Annotated in this window: 26 protein-coding genes; 8 read left to right on the plus strand and 18 right to left on the minus strand. The window is 67.1% G+C overall.

Annotated features, from left to right (window positions below):
• Positions 1–43: 43 nt before the first annotated feature.
• Genes hemF through ABDB87_RS06930 form a run of 3 tightly spaced genes read left to right on the plus strand, consistent with a single transcriptional unit; the run spans position 44 to position 2710 of the window.
• Positions 44–958 (plus strand): oxygen-dependent coproporphyrinogen oxidase, encoded by a 915-nt coding sequence (gene hemF, locus ABDB87_RS06920; RefSeq protein ID WP_345925363.1) that lies wholly within the window; start codon positions 44–46, stop codon positions 956–958.
• Positions 959–961: 3 nt separating this feature from the next.
• A complete protein-coding gene (locus ABDB87_RS06925; RefSeq protein WP_345925365.1) occupies positions 962–1489 on the plus strand; it encodes a hypothetical protein in 528 nt (175 codons plus the stop codon).
• Between the two features lie 9 nt (positions 1490–1498).
• Entirely contained in the window at positions 1499–2710 is a 1212-nt protein-coding gene (locus ABDB87_RS06930) for an MFS transporter (RefSeq protein ID WP_345925367.1), read from the plus strand.
• A gap of 42 nt (positions 2711–2752) precedes the next feature.
• Here the strand turns inward: ABDB87_RS06930 and ABDB87_RS06935 are convergent, their stop codons facing one another.
• The 3 genes from ABDB87_RS06935 to ABDB87_RS06945 form a co-directional block, all read right to left on the minus strand.
• The gene (locus ABDB87_RS06935; RefSeq protein WP_345925369.1) at positions 2753–4837 is read right to left on the minus strand and encodes a glycosyl hydrolase family 28 protein; all 2085 of its coding nucleotides are present in this window, start codon (positions 4835–4837) and stop codon (positions 2753–2755) included.
• 177 nt (positions 4838–5014) lie between these two features.
• Positions 5015–5500 carry a YbaK/EbsC family protein gene (locus tag ABDB87_RS06940; RefSeq protein ID WP_345925370.1) on the minus strand — a complete coding sequence of 162 codons (486 nt, stop codon included), beginning with the start codon at positions 5498–5500 and terminating at the stop codon, positions 5015–5017.
• Between the two features lie 7 nt (positions 5501–5507).
• Positions 5508–6065, minus strand: coding sequence for an adenine phosphoribosyltransferase (locus ABDB87_RS06945; RefSeq protein ID WP_345925372.1), 558 nt, complete (start codon positions 6063–6065; stop codon positions 5508–5510).
• A 187-nt stretch (positions 6066–6252) separates the two neighbouring features.
• On the opposite strand from ABDB87_RS06945, the gene ABDB87_RS06950 reads away from it, so the two are divergent.
• Positions 6253–6819, plus strand: coding sequence for a TIGR00645 family protein (locus ABDB87_RS06950; RefSeq protein WP_345925374.1), 567 nt, complete (start codon positions 6253–6255; stop codon positions 6817–6819).
• A gap of 44 nt (positions 6820–6863) precedes the next feature.
• Positions 6864–8381, plus strand: a complete 1518-nt coding sequence (locus tag ABDB87_RS06955) for a fumarate hydratase (protein WP_345925376.1) — start codon at positions 6864–6866, stop codon at positions 8379–8381.
• A 54-nt stretch (positions 8382–8435) separates the two neighbouring features.
• On the opposite strand, the gene ABDB87_RS06960 is transcribed toward ABDB87_RS06955, so the two are convergent.
• Entirely contained in the window at positions 8436–9032 is a 597-nt protein-coding gene (locus ABDB87_RS06960) for an outer membrane protein (RefSeq protein ID WP_345925378.1), read from the minus strand.
• 245 nt (positions 9033–9277) lie between these two features.
• On the opposite strand from ABDB87_RS06960, the gene ABDB87_RS06965 reads away from it, so the two are divergent.
• On the plus strand, positions 9278–10156 hold the full coding sequence (locus tag ABDB87_RS06965; protein WP_345925380.1) for a hypothetical protein: 879 nt from the start codon (positions 9278–9280) through the stop codon (positions 10154–10156).
• A gap of 10 nt (positions 10157–10166) precedes the next feature.
• Here the strand turns inward: ABDB87_RS06965 and eco are convergent, their stop codons facing one another.
• Complete coding sequence (eco, locus tag ABDB87_RS06970) at positions 10167–10634, minus strand: serine protease inhibitor ecotin (protein ID WP_345925382.1); 468 nt, start codon at positions 10632–10634, stop codon at positions 10167–10169.
• A gap of 173 nt (positions 10635–10807) precedes the next feature.
• Here eco and ABDB87_RS06975 point away from each other — a divergent pair, with 173 nt between their 5' ends.
• Positions 10808–12046 carry a cystathionine gamma-synthase family protein gene (locus tag ABDB87_RS06975; RefSeq protein ID WP_345925384.1) on the plus strand — a complete coding sequence of 413 codons (1239 nt, stop codon included), beginning with the start codon at positions 10808–10810 and terminating at the stop codon, positions 12044–12046.
• A 172-nt stretch (positions 12047–12218) separates the two neighbouring features.
• Here the strand turns inward: ABDB87_RS06975 and ABDB87_RS06980 are convergent, their stop codons facing one another.
• The gene (locus tag ABDB87_RS06980) at positions 12219–12494 is read right to left on the minus strand and encodes a metal/formaldehyde-sensitive transcriptional repressor (protein ID WP_345925386.1); all 276 of its coding nucleotides are present in this window, start codon (positions 12492–12494) and stop codon (positions 12219–12221) included.
• 61 nt (positions 12495–12555) lie between these two features.
• Here ABDB87_RS06980 and dmeF point away from each other — a divergent pair, with 61 nt between their 5' ends.
• Positions 12556–13503 carry a CDF family Co(II)/Ni(II) efflux transporter DmeF gene (dmeF, locus tag ABDB87_RS06985; protein WP_345925387.1) on the plus strand — a complete coding sequence of 316 codons (948 nt, stop codon included), beginning with the start codon at positions 12556–12558 and terminating at the stop codon, positions 13501–13503.
• Between the two features lie 257 nt (positions 13504–13760).
• On the opposite strand, the gene ABDB87_RS06990 is transcribed toward dmeF, so the two are convergent.
• The 12 genes from ABDB87_RS06990 to ABDB87_RS07045 form a co-directional block, all read right to left on the minus strand.
• Complete coding sequence (locus tag ABDB87_RS06990; protein WP_345925389.1) at positions 13761–14567, minus strand: hypothetical protein; 807 nt, start codon at positions 14565–14567, stop codon at positions 13761–13763.
• Positions 14568–14660: 93 nt separating this feature from the next.
• Positions 14661–15038: a (2Fe-2S) ferredoxin domain-containing protein gene (locus ABDB87_RS06995; protein ID WP_345925391.1), complete on the minus strand. Its 378-nt coding sequence runs from the start codon at positions 15036–15038 to the stop codon at positions 14661–14663.
• On the minus strand, positions 15035–16021 hold the full coding sequence (gene cobJ / locus ABDB87_RS07000) for a precorrin-3B C(17)-methyltransferase (protein ID WP_385917463.1): 987 nt from the start codon (positions 16019–16021) through the stop codon (positions 15035–15037). The genes ABDB87_RS06995 and cobJ overlap by 4 nt, the downstream gene beginning before the upstream one ends.
• A gap of 55 nt (positions 16022–16076) precedes the next feature.
• Entirely contained in the window at positions 16077–17138 is a 1062-nt protein-coding gene (gene bluB, locus ABDB87_RS07005; protein WP_345925394.1) for a 5,6-dimethylbenzimidazole synthase, read from the minus strand.
• Positions 17135–17881 carry a cobalamin biosynthesis central domain-containing protein gene (locus ABDB87_RS07010; RefSeq protein ID WP_345925396.1) on the minus strand — a complete coding sequence of 249 codons (747 nt, stop codon included), beginning with the start codon at positions 17879–17881 and terminating at the stop codon, positions 17135–17137. The genes bluB and ABDB87_RS07010 overlap by 4 nt, the downstream gene beginning before the upstream one ends.
• 2 nt (positions 17882–17883) lie before the next feature.
• Positions 17884–18705 carry a precorrin-2 C(20)-methyltransferase gene (gene cobI / locus ABDB87_RS07015; protein WP_345925398.1) on the minus strand — a complete coding sequence of 274 codons (822 nt, stop codon included), beginning with the start codon at positions 18703–18705 and terminating at the stop codon, positions 17884–17886.
• Positions 18698–20053, minus strand: coding sequence for a precorrin-6y C5,15-methyltransferase (decarboxylating) subunit CbiE (gene cbiE / locus ABDB87_RS07020; protein ID WP_345925400.1), 1356 nt, complete (start codon positions 20051–20053; stop codon positions 18698–18700). Before cbiE ends, cobI begins: the two co-directional genes overlap by 8 nt.
• A complete protein-coding gene (locus tag ABDB87_RS07025) occupies positions 20037–21251 on the minus strand; it encodes a cobalt-precorrin-5B (C(1))-methyltransferase (RefSeq protein WP_345925402.1) in 1215 nt (404 codons plus the stop codon). Before ABDB87_RS07025 ends, cbiE begins: the two co-directional genes overlap by 17 nt.
• Positions 21248–21925 (minus strand): precorrin-8X methylmutase, encoded by a 678-nt coding sequence (locus ABDB87_RS07030; protein ID WP_345925404.1) that lies wholly within the window; start codon positions 21923–21925, stop codon positions 21248–21250. The genes ABDB87_RS07025 and ABDB87_RS07030 overlap by 4 nt, the downstream gene beginning before the upstream one ends.
• Positions 21925–22803, minus strand: a complete 879-nt coding sequence (locus ABDB87_RS07035; protein ID WP_345925406.1) for a sirohydrochlorin chelatase — start codon at positions 22801–22803, stop codon at positions 21925–21927. Before ABDB87_RS07035 ends, ABDB87_RS07030 begins: the two co-directional genes overlap by 1 nt.
• Complete coding sequence (gene cobM, locus ABDB87_RS07040) at positions 22800–23603, minus strand: precorrin-4 C(11)-methyltransferase (RefSeq protein ID WP_345925408.1); 804 nt, start codon at positions 23601–23603, stop codon at positions 22800–22802. Before cobM ends, ABDB87_RS07035 begins: the two co-directional genes overlap by 4 nt.
• Entirely contained in the window at positions 23600–24259 is a 660-nt protein-coding gene (locus ABDB87_RS07045) for an energy-coupling factor ABC transporter permease (protein ID WP_345925410.1), read from the minus strand. Before ABDB87_RS07045 ends, cobM begins: the two co-directional genes overlap by 4 nt.
• Positions 24260–24319: the final 60 nt, after the last annotated feature.

Consider the following 24319-nt stretch of genomic DNA (forward strand, 5'->3'; position numbering starts at 1 on the left):
GCGGCTTTTTTCTTCCTGCCCTCCGCAACGGAATTGCCCCGACATGACTGACCGCCCCGACGCCACCGCCGTGCGCGACTACCTCACCGGCCTGCAGGACCAGATCGTCCGCAGCCTCGAAGCCTTTGACGGCCAGGCTTTCCGCAGCGACCGCTGGCAGCGGCCCGAAGGCGGCGAAGGCCTCACCCGCGTCATCGAAGGCGGCCGGTTTTTCGAACGTGGCGGGGTGAATTTCTCGCATGTCTTCGGCAGCAGGCTGCCGCCTTCGGCCTCGGCCGGCCGCCCGGAGCTTGCCGGCAGCGGTTTCGAGGCGATGGGCGTGTCACTGGTGCTGCATCCGCGCAACCCGTATTGCCCCACGGTGCACATGAATGTGCGCTTCTTCATTGCCAGACCGCAGGACGCCTCGGTCGAACCGGTGTGGTGGTTCGGCGGCGGCATGGACCTGACTCCGTACTACGGTGATGTTGAAGACGTGCGCCACTTCCATGCCAGCTGCAAGGCGGCCGTCGAACCCTTCGGCGCCGGGCTGCATCCGCGCTTCAAGGACTGGTGCGACCGCTACTTCCACCTGAAACACCGCAACGAGGCGCGCGGCGTGGGCGGGCTCTTCTTCGATGATTTCAACGAGACCGGCTTCGTGCAGAGCTTCGGGCTGACCCGCAGCGTGGGGGATGCCTTCCTCACCGCCTACCTGCCGATCATCGAGCGACGCCGTGACACGCCTTACGGCGAGCGCGAACGCGACTTCCAGGCCTACCGGCGCGGCCGCTATGTGGAGTTCAACCTGGTTTTCGACCGCGGCACGCTCTTCGGCCTGCAGTCGGGCGGGCGGACCGAATCCATCCTGATGTCGATGCCACCGGAAGTGAAATGGCGCTACGACTGGCAACCGGAGCCCGGCAGCCCGGAAGCTGTGCTCTACACCGACTTCCTGCCGGTGCGGGACTGGGTCTGAAGCATGGCGACTCCGAACAAGGCCCGCCAGCACCTGACGCAAACGCTCGCCGACACCGCCGCCCGCTATCAGCGCGAGTCCGTCATCCCGCACTGCCCGAGCTGCGCCGCGCCCTGCTGCAAGCTCGACAAGCTGGTGCTGGAGCTCGACTGGGCGCAGACCAAAGGTCTCTGGAAGCTGGAGGAGTCGCGCAAGGAATTCGACAAGCGCCTCGCCAGCGGCCGCGGCCCGATCGAGATCCGCCCGGCCAACGGCCTCTACTACGCACACAGCCGCCCCTGCCCGGCCTTCGACCCGGCCTGCGGCTGCACGGTCTACACCACGCCGCTCAAGCCGGTCGGCTGCAGCGACTTTCCGGTCTATGAAAACGAAGGCGAAGTGATGGCGGATCTGCGCTGTGAAGCGGTCGATATCGAAGCGCTGAAAGCCCGTCTGCAGGAAGCGCTGGGGCCTGAGGCTCGCCTGCGCGAGCGCGCCGACCGCGACTTCCCCTTCCTCGTCACCCTCTCCGCCCGCCTGCCCGGCAAGTAGGCCCGCAGGATGTGGAACAGGACCACGCGGGGGCTGATGCTGGGCACCGCGCTGGCCGGCTTTGGCGGCTGGATCGACTTTCTCGCGATCCTGACCCTGGCGGCCTATGTGTATCAGGCCAGCGCCAGCCTGATGGCGCTGATCAGCGCGATCTTCGTGCTGCCCTCGATGCTGCTCGGGCCGCGCATCGGGCGCTGGCTGGACCGCAGCCGGCCGCTGCCCATCCTGCTCGCCGCGCTGGGCCTGCGCACGCTCAGCACCGGCCTTCTGCTGCTGCAGGCACCCGTCGCGCTCTTCTGCGGGCTGCTGGTGCTGCGCGCGCTGTTCAACACGCCGACGGAGTCCGCCGCCAATCTGCTCGTGGCCCGCGTCGTGAAAACGGAAGACGTGCCGCGCTACTTCAGCATGCTGGGCGTGCTGCGCAATGCCTCGAAGATCGCCGCACCGGTCATCGGCAGCACGCTGGCCTCACGCTTTGGCGAAGCCTCGGCGCTGAGCGCATCAATCCTGCTGAGCCTGATCGCGCTCGCCCTGCTGGCCGCGGCCTTCCGGGGTCAGGCCGCCATCGGCCCCGGCACGCCGAAGCCGGTGCGCGAAGCCCCGGTCCCTGCCAGCGGGGCGCCAGTCGATGAAAACCGCGATCTGCTGCGCACCCTGCTGGGCACGGTGACCGTCTTTTCCTTCATGGTCTTCCTGATCAACAACCAGTTGCCGGTACTGCTGCACAAGGCAGGTTTCGACAAGGCGCTGCTGGGCCTGCTGGTGTCCTGCTCCGGCGCGGGCGGCATCCTGGCGGCCGCCTGGCTGGCCCGCCGCAAGCGGGCCGCACAGGCCGGGCCGGATCCGCTGCGCCTCACCCTGTTCGCCAGCGGCCTCGTTGCGGTCTGCTTCATCGGACTCGGCTTCGCCTTCCGCTTGCCGCCGGCGCTCGCACCCTGGTTCGCCGGCCTGCTCTTCTTCTGCACCGGCCTCTGCGCATCGGTGCAGACCATCCAGTCCAGCGTGGTGGTGGTACAGCGCTTTCCGCAGGGCGTGGCCCTCGCGAGCGCAAGAATGCAGGCCTTCCAGAGCGGCGCGATGCTGATCGCGCCCTGGGTGGCCGCCCTGCTCATTCCTCACCTCAGCGTGTCAGCGCTCTTCCTGCTCGACGGCAGCGTCGCGCTGCTGGCCTTGCTGGGCGTGGCGACATGGGTCGGCCGCCGCTGCGCTCCGGTGCGATGAACACCCACTGCGGCGCCCGGGCGAGTGACCCGGGCACGCTCCTCACTTGCCGGTCACATTTGTAAAGACCAGAGCCGGCGAGTCGCTGACCACCCAGAAACCCGACGCGCTGTTGGTGACGCTCACATCGGTGAAGCTGCTGCGGGCGAGACGGCTGATTTTGGTGGCCGTCTTCGCGTTGGCGATCTTCACCCCCCGGAAGACCACGTTCTCATGGAAAGTTTCCGGATAGCCCAGCGAAGCGTCGGTGCCGGCATAGGCATCGACCAGGATCGGCGCTCCGCCGGCCGAGATGTTGTCGAGCGAGATGTTGCTGATGGTGATGTCGCGGAACTGCGCCACAGCGCTCGCCTTGCTGTATTGCGTGGTCACCGCGCTGTAGGCCAGCGTCATGATGAAGGCATTGGTGCTCATGTCCTTCATCGCGTTGTCGCGGAACACGATACGCCGCGCGCCGCCGCCGGTCTGGGGCTGGCTCTTCATGCGCAGGCCGTTGTCGGTGTGATACATCACATTGTCCTCGACCAGGAAATCCTGGATCCAGGCCGCCGTATGGCTGCCGGCCACCACTGCGCCATGCCCCTCGCGCATGTAGTTGTTGAAGATCCAGGCCTGCTCGGCCGGATGGCCGGCTTCATAGTCGCTGCCCTGCCCGGCCGCGAAGTTCACGCAGTCGTCGCCGGTATCGAAGAAGTTGTTGTAGACCGTGATGCCGCTGCTGCTGCCGAACTCCACGCCGTCAGCATTGTTGATGTCGTAGGTCTTGGAGGCGGTGCCCGCCAGCACCACGTTTTCGCTCTCGAGGAACATCGGGCCGTGATTGGCCGGATTGAGAAGGGTGAGGCCGCTCAGCAGGATGTTCTTCACGCCGCGGAATGTCGCCAGACTCGAGCGCCGCTGGTTGTAGTACTCGGTCTCCTCTGTGCTGGTGAAAGCACGACCCAGCGCGGTCTGGGCGGCGAGCACCTGGCTGCGCACGAGCAGGCCGTAGGCGTTCCAGTTCTTCACGCCGCTGTTGAGAAAGTTCGGCAGCTTGTTGCCGATCTCGTCGGTCAGCGTCACCCCGTCACGCACCCAGCCACTGCCATCGATCGCGCCCTGACCCACGATGCGCACATTGCTGAACACATTGCGGGTGTCGTCATAACCCTGGTGATCGGTCAGGGCCGCGGCGCCGTTGCGATGCGCGTCCGAGAGCAGGTTCAGCACCGAGGGCGGGCGGCGGTCATCCACCGAGCTGTTGAAGAAGCTGTAGAGCTGGTAACCCTTTTCGAGCGGGAAATCCGCCGCGTTCGAGGAGGCCTGCAGGGTGGCACCGGCCGCGATTTCCAGCGTCATGTTGCTGCGCAGGAAGAGCGCACCGGTCACGAAAACCTTGCCGCTGGCGTCGTCCCCCGGAATCAGCACGCGACAGCCATAGGCCGAGCCGGAGCCCCTAGCGCAGTCATCGATCGCCTGCTGGATCACGGCGGTGTTGAGCGTGGCGCCATCGCCTTTCGCGCCGGCGGCCGCGACATTCACCGTCTTCGCGAAAGCGGGTGCGGTGCGGGCCAGTAGCGGCGCGCTGTCAGCAGATTCCTCACCCTTGCTGTTGACCGAGCGCACGGTGAAGCGGTACTCGGTATCGGCCTTGAGGCCACTCACGCTGAAGGCGTGGTGCCGCACCGACACATGGAAGTTCGCCGTATCGGCTTCGCGGAAGCCCTTGATGTAGGACGCGGCCGGCGAGTGCTGCAGCGCGTTCGCCGAGGCACTGCCCAGCAGGCTGCCGTTCAGGTAGACCCTGTAATCCACGATGTCGGCATAGACCTCCGGCTTCTTCCAGACGAGTTCGATATGGCTGTCGTCATAGGCCAGGGTGGGCACCTGAAGGGCGACCGGCGGCAGGATCGTCGCGGCCGAGGAGGCCGTACTGCTGCTCGCCGCAGCCGAGCTGCCTGCGCTGCTGGCCGCGCTGGAACTGGCAGCCTGACTCGATGCACTGGCCGAACTGGCACTGCTGCTGCCGGCCGGCACTTCAGGGCTCACCTGATTGCCGCCTCCGCACGCCCCCACCAGCCCCGCCAGAATCCACGGCATCGCCGTGCGGATCTGACCGCCGGCCAGCACTCCCCTGATTGCCCGCATGCTGTCTCCCCCTTTTTTTGCGTCGTTCCTGTTGCGTGCGGGGCAGTATAGGGGGTCGGAGAGGCTTGAAATTTCAGCTTTTTCTCAGCGCTCCGGTCGATTTTTGACGCGCCTCGGCCAAGGCGCACGGCGCGCAAACGGACGCTTCAGGACGGGCAAAACGACGAGGTGGTCCGCTCAGTCCTTGCGGACATCCGCCCAGGGCGCGGCGGTCAGCTGCGCGAGCTGGGCGGGGCTGAGGGGGAAGACGGCGTTGGGCGTGCCGGCAGCCGACCAGATGCGCGGGAAGCGCTGCAGGTCGGCATCGAGAAACAGGCGCAGCGGCGCGGGATGGCCCAGGGGCGCCACGCCGCCCACCACATAACCGGTGGCTTGCAGCACGAAGTCGGCATCCGCACGGCCGGGCTTCTCGCCCAGCAGTGCAGCAAGCTTCTTTTCGCAGATGCGGTTGGCACCACTGGCGATGACCACCGCTGCCGCGCCGCTCTGCCTGCCACGAAACACCACGGTCTTGGCGATTTCTTCGACCGCGCAGCCCACCGCGGCCGCGGCTTCGGCCGAGCTGTGCGTGCTCTGCTCGAACTCCACCACGGTGGCGGAAATACCGGCGGCATCCAGCAGGCGCTGGATGCGTATGGCGTCAGGGTGCGTAGTGGTTTTCATGGCGCGCTCAGTGGCCGGCGAAGTCGACCAGCGTGAAGAGTTTCAGACCCGCCTCACGCAGCAGCTTCGAGCCGCCCAGCTCGGGCAGGTCGACGATGGCGGCACCTTCGACCACGGTCGCACCGAGACGCTCGAGCAGCTTCTTGCCAGCCATCATGGTGCCGCCGGTGGCGATCAGGTCGTCGATCAGCAGTACGCGATCGCCGGCCTTGCAGGCGTCGGCATGCATCTCGACGGTGGCGCTGCCGTATTCGAGTTCGTACTCCTCGGCGATCGTGGTGTAGGGCAGCTTGCCCTTCTTGCGGATCGGCACGAAGCCCACATTGAGCTCGTAAGCCACGATGGAGCCGATGATGAAGCCGCGTGCGTCCAGCCCGGCCACCACGTCGATCTTCTGATGCATGTAACGCAGCACGAAATGCTGGACCAGCACCCGCAGGCTCTCCGGGTTCTGCAGCAGCGGCGTGATGTCGCGGAACTGCACGCCGGGAATGGGCCAGTCGGGAACGGTACGGATGTGGTCACGCAGATAATTCGGGTCGAGCAGCATGGAACAGGCCTTCATGGGGGTAATCCCGGGATTCTAGCCGCGGCAGGCACGCCCGGCGCCACTGTTATACTGCTGCCTTGACCGGGCACAGATCCGGCACCTTCTCCCAACCATTTGATTCCGTTTGATGATTGCCGCGCCGGCACGGTGCGCACGCCCACCGCGCGCGCCACACGGCAGGCCGGAGACCGGAAGAGAGACCATGAGCAAACCCTTCTCGCACCACCTCGAAGCCTTCCTCTTCGGCAGCCGCTGGCTGCAAGCCCCGCTCTACCTCGGCCTGGTTTTTGCCCAGGGCGTGTATGTGTTCAAGTTCCTGCAGGAGCTGGTTCATCTCGTCAGCCATACTGTCTCGCTGAGCGAGGTCGAGATCATGCTGATCGTGCTGGGCCTGATCGACGTGGTCATGGTGGCCAACCTGCTGATCATGGTGACCGTGGGGGGTTACCAGACCTTCGTGTCCCGCCTGGATCTGGATGACCATCCCGATCAGCCGGAGTGGCTCTCGCATGTGAATGCCGGCGTGCTGAAGGTCAAGCTCGCCACCGCACTGATCGGCATCTCGTCGATCCACCTGCTCAAGACCTTCATCGAAGTCGGCAGCAAGATGGCCCAGGCGCCTGATGCGTTTTCGCTGACCAAGCTCGAGCACGGCGTCATGTTCCAGGTCGGCATCCACCTGACCTTCGTGATCTCCGCACTGCTCATGGCCTACACCGACAAGCTGATGAACAGCACGCTTGTCCTCACCAAAGAACTCGAACACTGATCCAACCGCCCCGCACAGCCCCATTTCTCTGACAGGAAACCGCCATGGCCATCATCAAGCAAGCCGACCTGATCGACAGCGTCGCCGGCGCGCTGCAGTACATCAGCTACTACCACCCGGTTGATTACATCAAGGGCCTCGCCGCCGCCTACGAGCGCGAAGAGAGCCCCGCCGCGCGCGACGCCATGGCGCAGATCCTGATCAACTCGCGCATGTGCGCCGAAGGCCATCGCCCGATCTGTCAGGACACCGGCATCGTCACCGTCTTCCTCAAGGTCGGCATGAACGTGCAGTGGGAAGGCTTCACCGGTTCGCTCGAAGATGCGGTGAACGAAGGCGTGCGCCGTGCCTACCTGCATCCGGACAACAAGCTGCGCGCGTCCGTCCTGGCCGACCCGGCCGGCAAGCGCGCCAACACCAAGGACAACACCCCGGCGGTGATCAACATGAGCATCGTGCCAGGCGACAAGCTGGACGTGATCGTCGCCGCCAAGGGCGGTGGTTCGGAAGCCAAGAGCAAGTTCGCGATGCTGAATCCGTCCGACTCCATCGTCGACTGGGTGCTCAAGACCGTGCCGACCATGGGCGCCGGCTGGTGCCCGCCGGGCATGCTCGGCATCGGCATCGGCGGCACCGCCGAGAAGGCCATGCTGCTCGCGAAGGAAGCGCTGATGGAGCCGATCGACATTCAGGACCTGATCGCCCGCGGCCCGAGCAATCGCGCCGAAGAGCTGCGCATCGAGCTCTACGAGAAGGTCAATGCGCTGGGCATCGGCGCACAAGGCCTCGGCGGCCTCACCACCGTGCTGGACGTGAAGGTGTCGGACTACCCGACCCACGCCGCCAACCTGCCGGTCGCGATCATCCCGAACTGCGCCGCCACCCGCCACGCCCACTTCGAACTGGACGGCTCCGGCCCGGTCTATCTGGATCCGCCTTCACTGGATGACTGGCCGAGCCTCACTTACGACGCGTCCAAGGGCCGCCGCGTGAATCTCGACACCGTGACCCGCGAAGAAGTCGCCTCGTGGAAACCCGGTGACGTGTTGCTCCTGAACGGCAAGATGCTGACCGGCCGAGACGCCGCGCACAAGCGCATGACCGACATGTTGAACCGCGGCGAAAAGCTGCCGGTGGATCTGGCCGGCAAGTTCATCTACTACGTCGGCCCGGTCGACCCGGTGCGTGATGAAGTCGTCGGCCCGGCCGGCCCCACCACCGCCACGCGCATGGACAAGTTTACCGAGCAGGTGCTGGCTGAAACCGGCCTGCTCGGCATGATCGGCAAGTCCGAACGCGGCCCGGTCGCCATTGAAGCGATCAAGCGCCACCAGTCGGTGTACCTGATGGCCGTGGGCGGCGCCGCCTACCTCGTCTCCAAGGCGATCAAGGCCGCGAAGGTACTGGCCTTTGAAGACCTGGGCATGGAAGCCATCTACGAATTCACCGTGCAGGACATGCCGGTGACCGTAGCCGTGGATTCCGCCGGCATTTCGGTACACAACACCGGGCCGAAGGAATGGCAGACGAAGATCGGCAAGATCCCGGTCACCGTAGCCTGAGCCCGACGCAAAAACGCCCGCGACAATGCGGGCGTTTTCACATGCAGACAACACTCAGAAGCGATAGCCCACGCCGACATATGCGCCGAGCGAGGCGGGCTTCACGTCTTCCTTCTTGTTGAAGGCGTACTGCTGGATTTCGGCCACGCCGTAGACGGTTTCGCTCAGACGGACTTTCGCGCCGAGGCCGTAGATGATGCCGTCATAACCGTTGCCGGCGCTCGTGCTGGCGCCTGCCGCGTCGCTGCGGCGCGCGTCGACGGTGGCCTTCACATAGCCAAGCTTGGTGTAGAGCAGCGCGTTCGCGCCGAGGTTGAGGCCGGGCTCGAACGTGAGGCCCATGGCGTCTTTCACCGTGTAGCGGGCGGAAGCGCCTGCGCTGTCGGCACTGGTGAAGGATTGCCTGCCGGCGGTGTAGAAAAAGCCCACGCCGAGGTTGAACAGTTCGCTCTCGCCATAGGTGCGGGTCGAGCCGGCGGAGATCTGGCCGACCGCACGCATGCCGGATTTCGAGCCATCCAGATTGTCGTGCAAGGAGCCACGATTGACGCCCAGCAGGCCCTGCACATAGGGCCCGTCAAAGCCGCCAGCGAAAACGGAAGGGGACGCGCAGAGCGCGAGGAGGGCGAGGGCTGGGAAGAGGGGTTTCAAGTTTTTCTCCGGAAGACGGGATACCGGCTGCGGACTGCAACCGCTGCGCGCATCCTGCACGGGGAAAAGGTGAATCGCGGTCAGCGGGTATCAAGCCGGGCAAAAGCAGGCAAAGCCGCGCCCGGCAGTTTCCGGATCCTTGCAGTCTGTGAAAAAAAGCGGTGGCTTGCGCGCAGCGGCTGGCCGGCTTTCAAGCCAGGCCAAAGAATGAGGGCCGGTCTCTTCGCCCGTTCCGGACTCTCCCCATGCACACCGCTCCCGCCTCCCGCGCCCGAATGCTGGCGCTGCCCATCGCCCTGATTGTTCTGGCCGTGATCGCCTGGCTTCCCCTGCTCGACACGCTGTCTGCCGGCTATGTGGACGCCGGCTTCAAGCGCTCGGCCACCACCTTTGCAGTGGCCCGCAGCCTGAACGCGGGCATTTCCTTCCTGCAGAGCACCACTGTCAATGTCAGCATTCCGCTGCTGGGCAGCGGCGGCAGCATCGCGCCGGGCGAGCTGCTCGATCCGCTCAACGACATGGTGGAAGACTTCTCCAACATCATGCTCTTCATCACCGCCGCCTTCGCACTGCAAAAGCTGCTGCTGGTGATGGGCGCAAGCTCGCTGCTGCCGCTCCTGCTGAGTGCGGGCGCGGCACTGGTGGCGGCCTGTGCCTGGCAGGGCTGGCGCGTTCCGCGCCCGCTTCTGTCTGCACTGCTGGTGCTGCTGATGGCGCGCTTCGGCCTGCCACTGGCGGCCATCGGTTCGGATCTGGCGTGGTCCCGCTTCATGCAGCAGGACTATTCGAACGCCACCCAGGCGCTGGATCGCGGCGCACACCAGGTCGACAGCCTGCGCAGTCAGATGTCCGCCGCGAAACCGGCTGCCGAGCAAGAGCGCAGCACCTTCGACCGCATCATGCGTGGCCTGCACGAGGCAGGCGAAGTCCTGAGCTCACCGCTGCAAAGCGCAAAGCAGCTCTACGAGACGCTCAGGAGTCAGGCGGATCAGTGGGTGAATCACATGATCCACCTGATCGTGTACTTCCTGATGCAGGCGCTGCTGATCCCGCTGCTGCTGTTCTGGGCCATGGCCCGGACGCTGCGGATGGCATTTGCCGCCGCGAAGGCTGACGCGCGCTGAGCCCCTCGCCTCAGGGCGCGTCCTGCAGCGCACCCGCCTGCCAGACGCGGTATTTCACCTCGACATCGGCCGGCGCGTAGATCACCAGCGGCAGACGCGGGTTGTAGCGCAGCAGGGCGTTGTCGCCGAAGCGGGCGGCCACGAAGCGCCGCTCGCGATGCTCGGGCGGGCAAGCCATCATCGTGCTCGCCGGGCCCTGCAAGGGGGACACGGTGTAGTAGGTGTAGCCCCAGCCGGGCACGTCCTGCATGGTGATCGTGGCACCGTAGCGCTTCAGGTTGCAGTCGGCCTCCACCGTGCGGCCTGCCAGGATCTCGACGCGGAAGGCATCCGGATCAGCCACCTCGGCCAGCTTCAGCACATGGCGAACCATGCCCGGCGCGGCCTCCGGAAAGGGTTTCAGGGCATCGTCGGCCAGCGCGGGCTGGGCCAGGGCGAAGGTCACAGGCAGCAGGGCTGCAAAAAGTCGGACGGACATGTTTCTCCTCGGTTCGGCAAGGGTGGCTCGAAGGCCGGCGGCGCTCCGCGGCCGTTCAGGGTCTGACCACAGTGTGCGCCCGGGGTTCGCCTGCTGCAGCCGGCGCCGGACGAAAGCCGCGTCGAAAGGTCTAGAATCCTTCCTTTCGGCCACAGGCAAGAAAGACGCATCACATGAGCACGAAAGGCTTCACTACCCGGATCCTGCACAGCGACCGCGCAATCGGCGTCGAACACGGCTCGCTGCACAAACCGGTTCACAACTCGATCACCTTCGAACACGAAACCGCGGCCGACATCGCCGCCGTGTTCCAGGGCAAGAAAGCCGGCTACACCTACGGCCGGCAGGTCAACCCGACCGTCGTGGCGCTCGAAAAGAAGCTGAGCCTGATGGAAGGCGGGCTGGCCACCACCTGCTTTGCCACCGGCATGGCCGCGATCAGCGCCACCCTGCTCTCGCTGCTGAAAGCGGGCGACCACCTGGTGTCGAGCAGCTTTCTCTTCGGCAATACCAACAGCGTGTTCAACACGCTGAAGAACTACGGCATCGAGGTGAGCTTCGTCGATGCGACCGACGTCGCCAACGTGGCCGCCGCGCTGCAGCCCAATACGCGCGCGGTCTTTGTTGAAACCATCGCCAACCCCTGCACCCAGATCGCCGATCTGGCCGCCATCGGCAAGCTGTGCGGCGAGCAGGGCCTGCTCTACATCGTCGACAACACCATGACCTCGCCCTGGTGCTTCCAGCCGAAAGCAGTCGGCGCCGGGCTGGTCATCAACTCGCTGTCGAAATACATCGGCGGGCATGGCAACGCGCTCGGCGGCTCGGTCACCGAAACCGGAGTGTTCGACTGGGCGAACTTCCCCAACATTATCGATGCCTACAAGACCGGCGCCGCGCAGAACTGGGGCCTGCTGCAGATCAAGAAAAAGGGCCTGCGCGACATGGGCGCCACGCTGGCACCGGAATCGGCACATCACATCGCGATCGGCGCCGAAACGCTCTCGCTGCGCCAGGAACGCTCCGCCGCCAATGCCGCCAAGCTGGCGACCTGGTTTGCCGCGCATCCGGCGATCGCCCGGGTCTTCCATCCGAGCCTTGAGGCCCATCCCCAGCATGGCCGCGCCCAGGGGCTCTTCCGCCATTTCGGCGCGCTGATGGCCATCGAGCTGAAGCCGGAAGTCGACTGCTTCCGCTTTCTGGATGCGCTGGAACTCGCGGTGCTGGCCAGCAATCTGGGTGACAACCGGACTCTGGTGATTCCGGTTGCGCACACCATCTACGCCGAGATGGGCCCGGTGCGCCGCGCCGAGATGGGCATTTCCGACGGCACGGTGCGGATCTCGGTCGGCATCGAAGACATCGACGACCTGCTCGCCGATTTCGGCCAGGCGCTGGCCAGCGCAGGCTGAGCGCGGCCGCATGCGGAATCCGGGCTGCGCCTCACGCGTGGCACCCGGATTCCGCGCTCCGCTGCTCCCGCAAGGCGGCGCATCCCATCCGCTTCATCCGCCCAAAGCCCTGCGCCGGGCGCCACCTGTCTGCCTCCCCGGCAGCAAGCACGGCAAACGCCCGCCCTTCCCTTCACTTGAGATAGCTGCGAAGCACCGCCAGCACCTCATCCGCATCCGCCTCGCGCTCCGCCGGCGTGGCGTCGGGCCGCGCCAGATGCTCGCGGATGTGACCTTCGAGGACCTGATTCATCAGGCCATTCACCGCACCGCGCACCGCAGCGATCTGTTGCAGCACCCTGGCGCACTCGCCGCCCTCCTCAAGCACGGTTTCAAGCGAGCGCAACTGGCCCTGGAGGCGGCGGACGCGGGCGAGCAGCGGTTTCCTGTCACGCAGGGTATGAGCCATATGGTGCTTCTCCGGTGGGATGCTTATACTGGGGGGGAGTATATACAGGACGCCCCCGATCATGAATGCGAGTCTTGCCCATCATTGCAGCCACGTCGGCCGGTTTGACGAAGGCAATCCCCTGGCCGAGCGCAAGACGCGCTGGGCCGTCTTGCTGACCGCGCTGATGATGGTCGCCGAGATCAGCGGCGGCTGGTACTACAACTCCATGGCGCTGCTGGCCGACGGCTGGCACATGAGTTCGCACGCGCTGGCGCTGGGCCTCGCGCTGCTGGCCTATGCGCTGGCACGCCGCTTTGCGCGCGATCCGCGCTTTTCCTTCGGTGCCTGGAAATTCGAAGTGCTCGGCGGCTATACCAGCGCGCTGTGCCTGCTGGGTGTAGCCGGCGTGATGGTGTTCGAATCGACCGGGCGCCTCTTCGCGCCGCGCCCGATCCGTTATGACGAAGCCATGCTGATCGCGGCCATCGGCCTGGCAGTGAATCTGGTCTGCGCCTGGCTGCTGAAGGACGAACACCCTCACGACCATGATCACGATCACGGCCATGCGCACGGGCACGGGCACGGGCACGGGCACGAGCATCACCATGACCTCAACCAGCGCGCCGCCTACCTGCATGTGCTCGCGGATGCGGCGACCTCGGTGGCGGCCATCGTGGCACTCGCCGCCGGCAAGCTGTGGGGCGCGGACTGGCTGGACCCGGTGATGGGCCTCGCCGGCGCGGTGCTAGTCGGCAGATGGTCGCTGGGCCTGCTGCGCCAGACCGGCCGCGTGCTGCTGGACGCCGAAATGGATGCACCGGTGGTCGAGGAAGTGCGCGAAGTCATCGCCGCCAGCCCGATTCCCGCCCGCATCCTCGACCTGCATGTGTGGCGCGTCGGCAAGGGCAGCTATGCCTGCATCCTGCGCCTCGCCACCCGCGAACCCGCCAGCGCCGAATACTTCCGCCAGCAACTGGCGATTCATGAAGAACTGGTGCATGTGACGGTGGAAATCGAACCGGCCTGAAAATCCGGGTGTTGGGTGCGCAGGATGATGTGCTCGTGCCCGACACGCAGGGCGCCCTGAGCGTAGCGAAGCGCGCCGTAGCTGCCCCGCAGGCCGGACGACCGATCCGCCTGGGTCGAACGCTTGCTTTCGGAGTCATTCCTAGGGCCGGAAGCGCAGGACTGCGGCGCAGTTCGCTTCGCTCAGTGCGCCCTACGAGGCTCCGCGCGCCGGGTTCGCTTCCACAGGCCCGGTTCATGGAGGCTGAAGGAGGCTGCTCAGCTGCCGAGGATCATCGTCGCGGCCGCCGCGTCGATGCACACCGGCTGCGCGCTGAAGAATGGCGTCCCGAGGAAACCGTCGAGGCCGCTGATCTGCAGCGCCAGGGGCTTGAAGCGCAGGTCCGCTTGCGGCAGGCCGGCCAGTTGCAGCGCCGGCAGGGTCTGGACGGCGTCGCTGTCAGCAAGAAGGCGACTGCGCTGGATGACGTTGTAATTCGCGCCGGAATCGATGCCCAGGCGCAGCGGCCCCAGCGCACTCTGCGCCTCGACCACCAGCAGCCGCCCCATTTTCTGCAGCGGCAGGGTCTTGCCCTGGCAGACGGCATCCGCCTGCGCCGGCGGCAGCAGGCGGATGCGCTGCTGCGCATACTCGAACACGATGCGGTACGGCATCAGCAGCGGCGCACCGATGTAGCCATCAATGCCCGGGCGGTCACGGCCGGGGCGTACGTCGTCAATGTGAAAACGCTCCCCGCCCAGCTGGAGATCCAGCGCCCCGTAGCGTGTGTTGTCGAGGCCGCGGGCGAAAGCGTCCTGACTCTTGCCTTCTGTGGGCAGGGCCGTCAGCCCGAGGCGGGTGATCCATTCGCGATTGAGCCGCAAGGCAGCGTCGCCGCCGAGGTCGACAAGCAGGTGCAGGGTCTGCCCGTCCGGAAGCGTCGCCGTCACCGTGGGCAGGGCGTTGATGAATTCGAGCCTGAGTTCCAGCGCCCGGGCCGGCAGACCGGGCAGCAGCAGCGCAGCGAGTGCGCCGGCTTGCAGAAAGCGCCGGAGCATTCCGGCAAAACCGTGACAAGGATTCATCGGAAAGGCTCCTGCCGCAACAAGGGGGTGCTGCATGGCAGCATAACGGCTTTCTCCAGCGACCGGCACGCAGCGCAGGCAATGACTTCGGCATCAGTCACGCTGCACATCGCAGGCCGTACCCGGCCCCTGGTGGAAGCACAGTTCGGCCACCGGGCGACCGCCGACCAGGTGCTCGCGGATGATGCGGTCCATGTTTTCCGGCGTCACGTTGTAATACCAGCTGCCATCGGGCTGCACGCAGACGATGGGGCCCCCCTTGCAGGCGGCGAAACAGCTGACCCGGCTGCGTTTCACCCGCAGCGCGCCTTCGTTGAGCCCGGCCGCCTTCAGGCGCTCGCCGAGGCTGTCGAACAGCGCCTGCGCGGCACCGTCCTGCGCGCAGCGCGGGCCGGTGCACACCAGCAGGTGGCGGCCGTAGTCACCGATCTTCGGTTTCACCACGGGCTCAATGAGGTCCTTTCCGCTCATTCCCCGCCCTCCTCTGCTTCGCTGGCGACAAGGAGGTCCAGCGGCTCGGCCAGGGTCTCGCGCAGATAGTCCGCGGGCAGTCGATGGCGGGCGGCCAATGTTTCCAGCGCAATGCCTGCGGCCAGATCTTCCTGCAGGCCGGCGAGCCAGCCGTTGAGGCCGGTGGACAGCGAACGGCCGGCCCGCTCGCCTTCGCGTGCGCTGCCCCCTTCATCGAGATCGTATTTGTTGGCATAGCCGCGCGGCGTGACCATCAGGCCCTCGCGCACGAAGGTGCTGCTGTTGCCGATCAGCACGGTGCTGAGCATGCCGATGTCCGCCTCCGTCATCTGTGCGAGCGTGCTGAGCACGATGTGTTCGCGACGGCGGTAGGCGCTCTTGACGATGGCAACCGGCGTGTCGGGATGACGATGGCGCAGGAAGAGGCGCTGCGCCTCCACAATCTGCCGGGTGCGCCGGCCGCTCTTGGGGTTGTAGAGCGCCACGACGAAATCCGCCGCCGCCGCGGCATCAAGCCGGCGCGCGATCACCGGCCAGGGCGTCAGCAGGTCCGACAGCGAGATCGCGCAGAAGTCGTGCGTCAGCGGCGCACCGATCAGCGCCGCACAGCTGTTGAGCGCCGAGGCCCCCGGCACGATCTCGACCTCGATGCCGCTGTCGGGCGTCCAGCCAGCCTGGAACAGCACTTCGTAGGTCGGCCCGGCCATGCCGTAGACGCCAGCGTCTCCGGAAGAAATCAGCGCCACCTTGCGGCCTTCGCGGGCGCGCGCCAGCGCCTCGACCGCGCGATCGAGTTCCTCGGTCATGCTCTTGCGGATGACCTCCTTGCCCTCGATGAGATCGGCCACCAGCCTGATGTAGGTGACATAGCCGATGATGGTGTCGGCCTCGGCAATCGCTTCGCGTGCGCGCAGCGTCATGTGCTCGGTGCTGCCCGGGCCGATGCCGACCAGCATGATCCGGCCACCTGATGCCGATGGCATTTGCGTGTCTGTGTGCATGGGGAAAGTGTCCTGTTTTTCCTTGTATGGCATGGATTCAGCCTGTGTGTTCCGGCGCGGCAAAGGCCCAGCGGTTCTCGCCGAAGAGTGCGCTCGCCTCGCGGGGCGAGCGCCAGCCGGCGAGGGTCAGCATCGGACCGGGATAGAAGGCGGCGACCGGGCCGATGCACAGCAGGCCCAGCGGCATCGCGCCCGGCGGCAGGCCAAGCGCGTCGGCCAGCGCCTGCGGATCGAAGAGCGACACCCAGCCCAGCCCCAGGTTTTCGGCGCGTGCGGCCAGCCAGAGGTTCTGTACCGCCGCGCCCACCGAACACCAGGCCATTTCGTCGGGCATCGTGCGACGGCCGAAGAGCGTGCCGTCATCCGGCGCCAGCACCACGGCCCACAACTCGGCGGCCTCGCGCACACCTTCGACCTTCAGCGCACGGAACGCTGCCTCGCGCTCGCCCATCGCCCGGGCCGTTTCCTCGCACTCGCGGATCACGATGGCGGCCAGGCGCTCGCGCAGCACCGGATCGGTGATCCGCAACACGCGCCAAGGCTGCATCAGGCCGACCGAGGGTGCCTGCATCAGCGCGATCTGCAGACGCTCGCGCGTGGCGTCGTCGATCAGGCAGCCGGGCTGGAAATGGCGCATGTCGCGCCGCGCCGCCAGCACGCGCTGGGCCGCCTGACGTTCGGCGGCATTGAACAGTCCGCGATGCGGATTGGCACGCGCAATGGAGACGGTGGCATTGCGTCCGTCCAGGCCTTTGAGACGGTGCTTCTCAACGATCAGCGCGGAGGCGTCTTCCGCCTGGGCGGCAAGCAGCGCGGCGGCTTCGCTGACCGAGGGCGTGCCGGTATACCGGCGCACCGTTTCCGAGGGATTCGGCACCGCCACCTCCATCAGCAGCTCCGCCGGATAGAAGCGCAAGGGCCAGCCGCGGGAACGGGCGAGCCCGCACAGGCCCGGCTCATCCGCCTTCAGCGTGATGCTGGCCGCGGCGACCACCTCGGCTTCGGCGAAGCCGGACCGGGCAAGCGCCTCATCGACGGCCCGGGCCAGCGTGGCCTGCGGGGTGCCGCGGTCACACCCGAGACCGATCGCGATCCTCATGTGCCCTCCCGCGGCGGGCGATACACCACCAGCCGCTCGGGCAGCGCCTGCCATTGTTCGGGGCTCAGCTCGGCATGCGTCACCAGCAGGACAGCGGCATAACGCGTGAGATCCACCTCGGCCAGGCTGGCATAGCGGTGGATGTTGGCCGGCAGCGGCGTGGGCCGGGTCCACCAGTGCGGGGTGCCGGCTTCCTGCACGAAAGCGACCGGCTCTTCATTGACCACGGCAGCCGAAACCCGGGTGATGTTGAGCTTGGGCGCCTCGACCCGCCAGCCGAGTTCGCGGCCGAGAATATCGACCGGAATCGTGCGGCCCACATCCGATGCGGTGGTGATCACCGGCGTAGCCCCGAGCAGCGCGGCGACCTGCTCCGCCATCGCGTTGGCGCCGCCAACATGCCCGGAGAGCACCGGAATCACGTACTGCGCCGCGTCGTCCACCACCAGCACGCCGGGGTCTTCATCCTTGCTCTTCAGATGCGGGGCGACCAGACGCACCACCGCGCCGAGCGACACGAAGAACACGATCTGGTCACTCTCCGCCATCATCGCCGCGATCTCGTCGCGCAAGGCGCCTTCATGCACCCGCACCGGGTTGGCGAGGCCCGCCATCGCCGCGGCAAACTTCGCCGACACGCGCACCGTGGCAGCGGGCATTTCCGCCGCGAGGCGGGCGACCTGCGCCGCGCCATGCCGGGTGATCGCCACCAGGCTCACCCGTGTTTGCTGCAAGACATCCATGTTCATTCCTCTTCCGCCGTGGCCAGCGCAGACACCCCGCCCGGCCCGGCTTTCTTCAGACAGCCACGGATGCGCTCGCCGCGCACCCGGTGCGGGCTTTTCACCAGCATCAATGACAGATAGCTGACCGTGCTGCCGCGCAGGGCCAGCATCGCGGCACCGCGGACGACGCGCTCGTCCGGTGCGCCGCAGCGCTCGATGAAGCAGGCGTCGGCCAGCAGCCCGCGCGCTTCGAGCCAGTCGAACAAGTCCTCGATCAGGGGCTTCACCTTGAGCAGCACCAGGCTGTCGAAATCCTGCAGCAGGCGATCGATTGCGCTCACGCCGTAGGCCGCCGGCACGATGGCCACGGTGTCGTCCTGCTCGCACAGCGGCCGGGCGAGCGCCGCACTCGCCGCGCTGAAGGAATTGACGCCGGCCACCACCTCGACCGGCACGGCCGCATCCCGCTCGCGCAGCACGCGCAGCAGATGGCCGAAGGTGGCATAGGTGCTGGCGTCACCCTCGACGAGGAACATCACGTCACGCCCGGCCTGCAGCAGTGGCAGCACCACATCGGCTGCGCGCGACCAGCTGCGGACCAGCTTTTCCGCGTCATGGGTCATCGGGAACAGCAGGGTCTGATGCTGCGCCGGTGGTGTCAGCCCGGCACGGCTGACAATGTCAAAGGCATAGCTCGGGGTCCTGCTGCTGCGCGCGGGATAGACCCAGACCGCATCGCGCCGCTCCAGCAGCGCCCAGGCCCGGCAGGTAATCAGACCGGGGTCGCCCGGACCGAGGCTCACGCCGTAGAAGGTGCCGTAGCGCGTCGGCGATTCAGCCATGGGCAGCCTCCTTTGCGGCGGCCTGCGCACAGACGATCCAGACCGGATTCTCGGCGGCCATGCGGTGCATGGCGAGAATCGGGCGGCTGCGCGCGGCCTGCAACTGCAGCACGTCCCAGACGGCAGAAGCCGCCTCCAGCGTGGCGGTGGCGGTCGCCAGATTCTCGAGCGTGACGAAGTTCATCACCAGCCATCCGCCCGGCCGCAGGCGGGCCAGGCAGAGATGGATCAGACCGGCCAGCTCGCCACCCGAGCCGCCGATGAAGACCGCATCCGGATCGGGCCACAGCTCCAGGCCCTCCGGCGCCTTGCCATGGATCAGGGTGTAGTTGGAGAGGCCGAAGCCATCGCGATTCCGCCCGGCAATAACAAAGTCATCATGATTCTTCTCGATGGCCCAGACATGGCCTTGCGGGCACAGGCGTGCCGCCTCCAGCCCGACCGAGCCGCTGCCGGCACCGATGTCCCACACCCGGCTGTCGGCACGCAGCTGCAGGCGCGCGAGCGACACCGCGCGGACCTCCTGCTTGGTGATGAGCCCCTTCTCCGGCTGGCGCTGCGCATAGGCCGAGTCCATCAGGCCGAAGCGCACCGGATTGGGCCGCGCGCGCTGACGCCAGATCAGCAGCACATTGGGGTCGGCAAAGCGCATGCCAGCGGCATCCGCCACCGCCAGATCGGCCAGCACGCGCTCGCCGGCCTGGTTCAGGCGCTCGGCCACCGCGAGCTGGAAATCCTCTGCCATGCCCTCAATCAGCATCAGGCGCGCGACGCGATCCGGCGTATTGGCCGGGCTGGTCAGCACCAGCAGGCGATCCTGCGTGCGCAAGGCCTGGGCCAGCGCATGAAGGCCGTGCGACGGGCCGGCACCACGCGCCCATTCACCGGCATCGCGGGCATGAATGGACACGATGCGCGCATCCGCCCAGGGCAGCCCGATCCGCGCACAGGCGAGCTGCAGCGTCGACACGTTCGGCAGCACTTCGATGGCCTGCACGCACAGATGCGAGGCGAGCCAGCCGGCAATGCCGTGACAGAGCGGGTCGCCGGTCGCCAGCATGACGACAGCATCGCCGGCCTCGCGGGCGGCACGGATGCGCTCGGCCGCCGCCTCCAGATTACCCAGCACATGGCGCTCGGCCGACGGGGAGATTTCATCTTCGAACAGGGCCAGGGTGCGGGCTGCGCCGATCACCACCCGCGCCGCGCGCAGATGGGCCAGCGCAGGCGTGGCGAGGCTGGCGGCGCCGTCATCGAGCACGCCGATCACGCGGCAGGGTGAGGGGTCGGGCCGCACGCGGTGGCGGTCTGCCTCGTTCAGGGCTTCGGTTTCAATCTTCATCATCATCCGTTCCGGGCAAGGCAGCCAGCGGCTGCGCGGCCAGGTTTCCGTCGTGTGCCTGCGAGCGTGCCTCGCAGATCTTCTGACCATCGAAATCACAGACCAGCACCTGCAGCGCAAAGCGGCCGGCATAGCGACCCGTTTCGGGGTCGCACAGGGTGTGCACGGTGCGTTCGGCAAGTGCCTGGTGAAAGGCGAGGTGGAGGCCGCGTTCGGCCATGCGCTCGGCGGCGAAGCGGGCGGTGGGCGAGGCGGCGATGTCGGCACAATCAACCTCGGCCGCACCGATGCTGCGAGCCAGTTCGGCGAGCAGGGCGGTATCGACCTCGGCGCGGTTGGCGTGGGTGATGGATTCGCCCTGGGCAATCTTGGTGAGCTTGCCCACCATGCCGGCGATCACCACGATGGCGATGCCCTGGGCCACCGCCTCGTCCAGCGCATAGCGCAGGAAGTCGCCCATCTGCACGAAGCAGGTCGGCGGCAGCTGCTCGTATTCGCGCATCGCGAACTGCTCGGTGCGGCCACCGGTGGTGAGCACCACGACCGGGCGTCCGGTTTCACGGCCCAGCGTGGCCGCCACCTGGATGCCCTGCACCACGCTCGCGCGCCAGGCAGCGGTGCTGTAGGGCTTCACGATGCCGGTGGTGCCGAGGATCGAGATGCCACCGAGAATGCCCAGCCGCGCGTTGTGCGTCTTGCGCGCCATCTCTTCGCCCTGCGGCACCGAGACGATCACGCGCAGGCCATCGCGCTCGAGCAGGCCGGCGACGGCTTCGCGCAGATTGGCCTCGATGCTCGCGCGTGGCACCGGGTTGATCGCCGCTTCGCCCACGGTCAAGCCGAGCCCCGGCAGCGTCACCACGCCCACGCCCTCGCCGCCGGCGATCTCGATGCAGCCGGCGCGGCCGGGCAGGCGCTGCACAAGGGCGGTGAGGTGTGCGCCGTCGGTGCAGTCCGGATCATCGCCGGCGAACTTCACCACCACCGCGCGAGCCGACAGAACTCGCCCGTCCGCCGCGCCTTCGCAGTGCGCATCCTGCACCGCGAAGCGCACCCGCTGGCCATTGGGCAGCAGGGCTTCGATATCGTCCGGCACGCGGCCTTCGACAAGACCGACTGCGGCCGCCCGCGCGGCCGCAGCCGAACAGGCGCCAGTGGTGAAGCCGGTGCGCGTGCCGCGCGGTTTGGCGCCTGCTTCCTTCACGCCTGCGCTTTCTGCCGCGCCTCGGCGAGCGAGAGCAGAGCATGCAGCGCCGCCACGACGAGCGTGGAGCCGCCCTTGCGGCCACGGATCACGATCCAGGGCACCTCATCCTGCTGCGCCATCAGGTCTTTCGACTCGGCGGCCGACACGAATCCCACCGGCATGCCGATGACCAGCGCCGGCCGCACGCCCTCCTCGCGGATCAGGCGCACCAGCTCGATCAGCGCGGTGGGCGCATTGCCGATGCCGACGATCGCGCCTGACAGCAGGCCCAGCCGATGCGCCTTGCGCATGGCCTGAACGGCGCGGGTGCTGTCTTCCCTCTGCGCCGCTTCAATGACATCCGCATCACTGATGAACTGCTGCGGCTGGATGCCGAAATGCGCCAGGCGGGGCCGCGACAATCCCGAACAGATCATCTCCACATCGGCGACCATCGCCGCGCCGCCGCGCAGCATCGCCTGCACGCCGGCCTCCACGGCGCCCGGGTGGAAGTCGGTCAGGCCGTTGAAATCGAAGTCCGCATTGGCATGGATCATCCGCCGCACGATCGGCCACTGTGCGGCGGTGTAGGCATGCGGCCCGGCCTCGGCATCGATGATCGCGAAGCTGTCGTGCTCGATCGCCTGACCGGCGCGGGTCAGCTGCTCGGTGACGGTATTCACGCTGCTCATCAGGCGGGCTCCACCTGGAGCGGAATCACGGCGGCATGGGTGTGCTCATGCGAGTGACCATGGCCCATGTCATGCGCGAGCTCGCGGTAGCTGCAGCCATCGCAGGGCAGGGCGCTGCCTTCGCGACCGGCGATGAGGTCGTCCACCCGCGTTTCGAGCAGCGCGAAGATCTCCGGCTCGAAGCCGAAGTGCGTGCTGCAGGCAAAACGGATCTGCGGATACTGGCTGCGCAGATGGGCCACCTGGCGGTGGATGCGCTGCATCAGGGTGCCGGTGAAGAGGTAATAGGGCAGCACCACGATCTGGCGCATGCCGATCAGGCTCTGGCGCTGCACCACACGCTCAAGCCGCGGCCAGGTGATGCCGGTGAAGGCGAGCTCGACCAGCTCGTGCTCGCCCGCTTCCTGCAGCCAGCGCGCCATGCGGGCCATGTCGCCATTGGCGCCACGATCCGAGGAGCCACGACCGAGCAGGATCACGCCGGTGGTGGTCGGGTCCGGCATGTCGAGCTGGTGCATCGCGCCGCGCAGGCGGCGGCGCAGGATCTCCAGCACCGGCTCGCAGGCGGTGAGGTGCGGCGCGTACTGGAAGCTCACGCCGGGGCAGTGCGCGCGCGCATGCTCGATGGCTTCCGGAATTTCCATCTTCACATGGCCGGCCGCATTGAGGATCAGCGGCAGCACCAGAACGCGCCGGCTGTTGCGGCCAGCCGCGAGCAGGCCGTCATGCAGCGAGGGCGGGGCGAACTCGATGAAGCAGGCTTCGATACGCCAGCCGGGCCGAAGCGCCCGCCACTGGCTCAGGAAGTCGCGGATTTCGGCATTGCCGGACTCTTCACGCGAGCCGTGGCCGACAATCAGGATGGTCGTGTCATTCATGCGCTGGCCTTTCTGAATCGATGGGTAAAGCGCGGGTCGTAGAGTTTGGAACGCGCGAGTTCGGGCCATTCGCGCGCGCCTAGGGTGGGGCTGGCGATGACCATGGCCTGGCTGTTGATGCGGGCCTCGCGACACTGCTGACGGATGGTGGCGAGCGTGCCGCGCAGGATCTGCTCCTCGCCCGGCCAGCTCGCCTTGTGCACCACCAGGACGGGCGCCTCCTCCGGCCAGCCGGCTTCGCGCAGCCCGGCCTCGACGCGATGCATCAGGGTGATCGAGAGGAAGATGCACAGCGTGCAGCGGTGCGCGGCCAGCGTGGCCAGATCCTCGCCCGGTGGCATCGGCGTGCGCCCCTCCACCCGGGTGAAGATCGTGGTCTGGGTCACTTCCGGCAGGGTGAAGCTCTCGACCGCCGCAGCGGCGGAAGCCATCGCCGACGACACGCCCGGCACCACGGCCACCGGTATGCCGAATGCATCGAGCGGACGCACCATCTCGATCAGCGTGCCGTAGAGCGCCGGGTCGCCGGTCTGCAGGCGTACCACGATCTCGTGCCGGGCCGCCTGGGTGGCGAGCCAGTCGGTCATGGCTTCGAGGGTCATGTCCTTGCTGTCGGCGATCGTGCAGTGCGGCGGCGCCCAGCGGGTCGCGGCCTCGCTGACCAGCGAGCCGGCGAACAGGATCGCGCCGGCACGCTCGATCAGGCCGCGGCCCTTCACGGTGATGAGCTCGGGGTCGCCCGGCCCGGCACCGACGAACCACACGGTGCCGCGGGCAGGCGTTTCTGCAGGCGCGCTCACGCTGCGCTGCGGCGGGTCAGGCTTTCATCGAGGCACAGCGTGAGCCAGGCGGGAGCCGCGCCCTCGCGCCGCGCCAGCAGGCTGACCAGCGCCCAGGTCACCAGCGGCTCGAACAGCACCAGCAGCACGTAGCTCAGCGCGAAATGCAGCCAGGCCTGGAAAGGCGTGGCTTCCAGACCCTGGCTGAGCCAGAAGCCGACCATCAGCGTGACGCCGCCGTAGTACGCAGCGTCGAGTCGAAGCACGGCCGCCACCGAACGCTCGCGTGCGGCAGCCGCCAGACGCGGGCCGATGCTCGCATGCAGCGCAATCAGCGGCACGATCAGGGAGAGCGCATTCACACCCAGATGGATCAGGTCCTGCGGCTCGAAGAGCAGGCCCTCCATCAGCAGACCCAGCGCGAATCCGAACAGCGAAGGCAGGAAGCCGAAGAGCAGATAGATCGGCATCGCGCCGATCAGATGCAGTTCGGACGCGCCGGCCTGCATGTGCCAGGACTGCATCAGCAGCGAGAAGAAGCCGGCGGCGAGCAGGGTGCGCAGCCACAGCGCCGGGCGGCGCAGCAGAGCCGGTGCCTGGCTGACGAGTACGGAAGCGGCAACCAGATTGGCGCCAAGAATGGTTGAAGCGGCCAGCTGGCCGGGTTCGATATGCATTGCGACTCTCCCTTGCGCCCCCACCGGGCGCTGATGCGGTGATGGAAAGACGCATGCCGG

The organism is Uliginosibacterium paludis (genome assembly GCF_039631355.1).
GTDB lineage: Bacteria > Pseudomonadota > Gammaproteobacteria > Burkholderiales > Rhodocyclaceae > Uliginosibacterium > Uliginosibacterium paludis.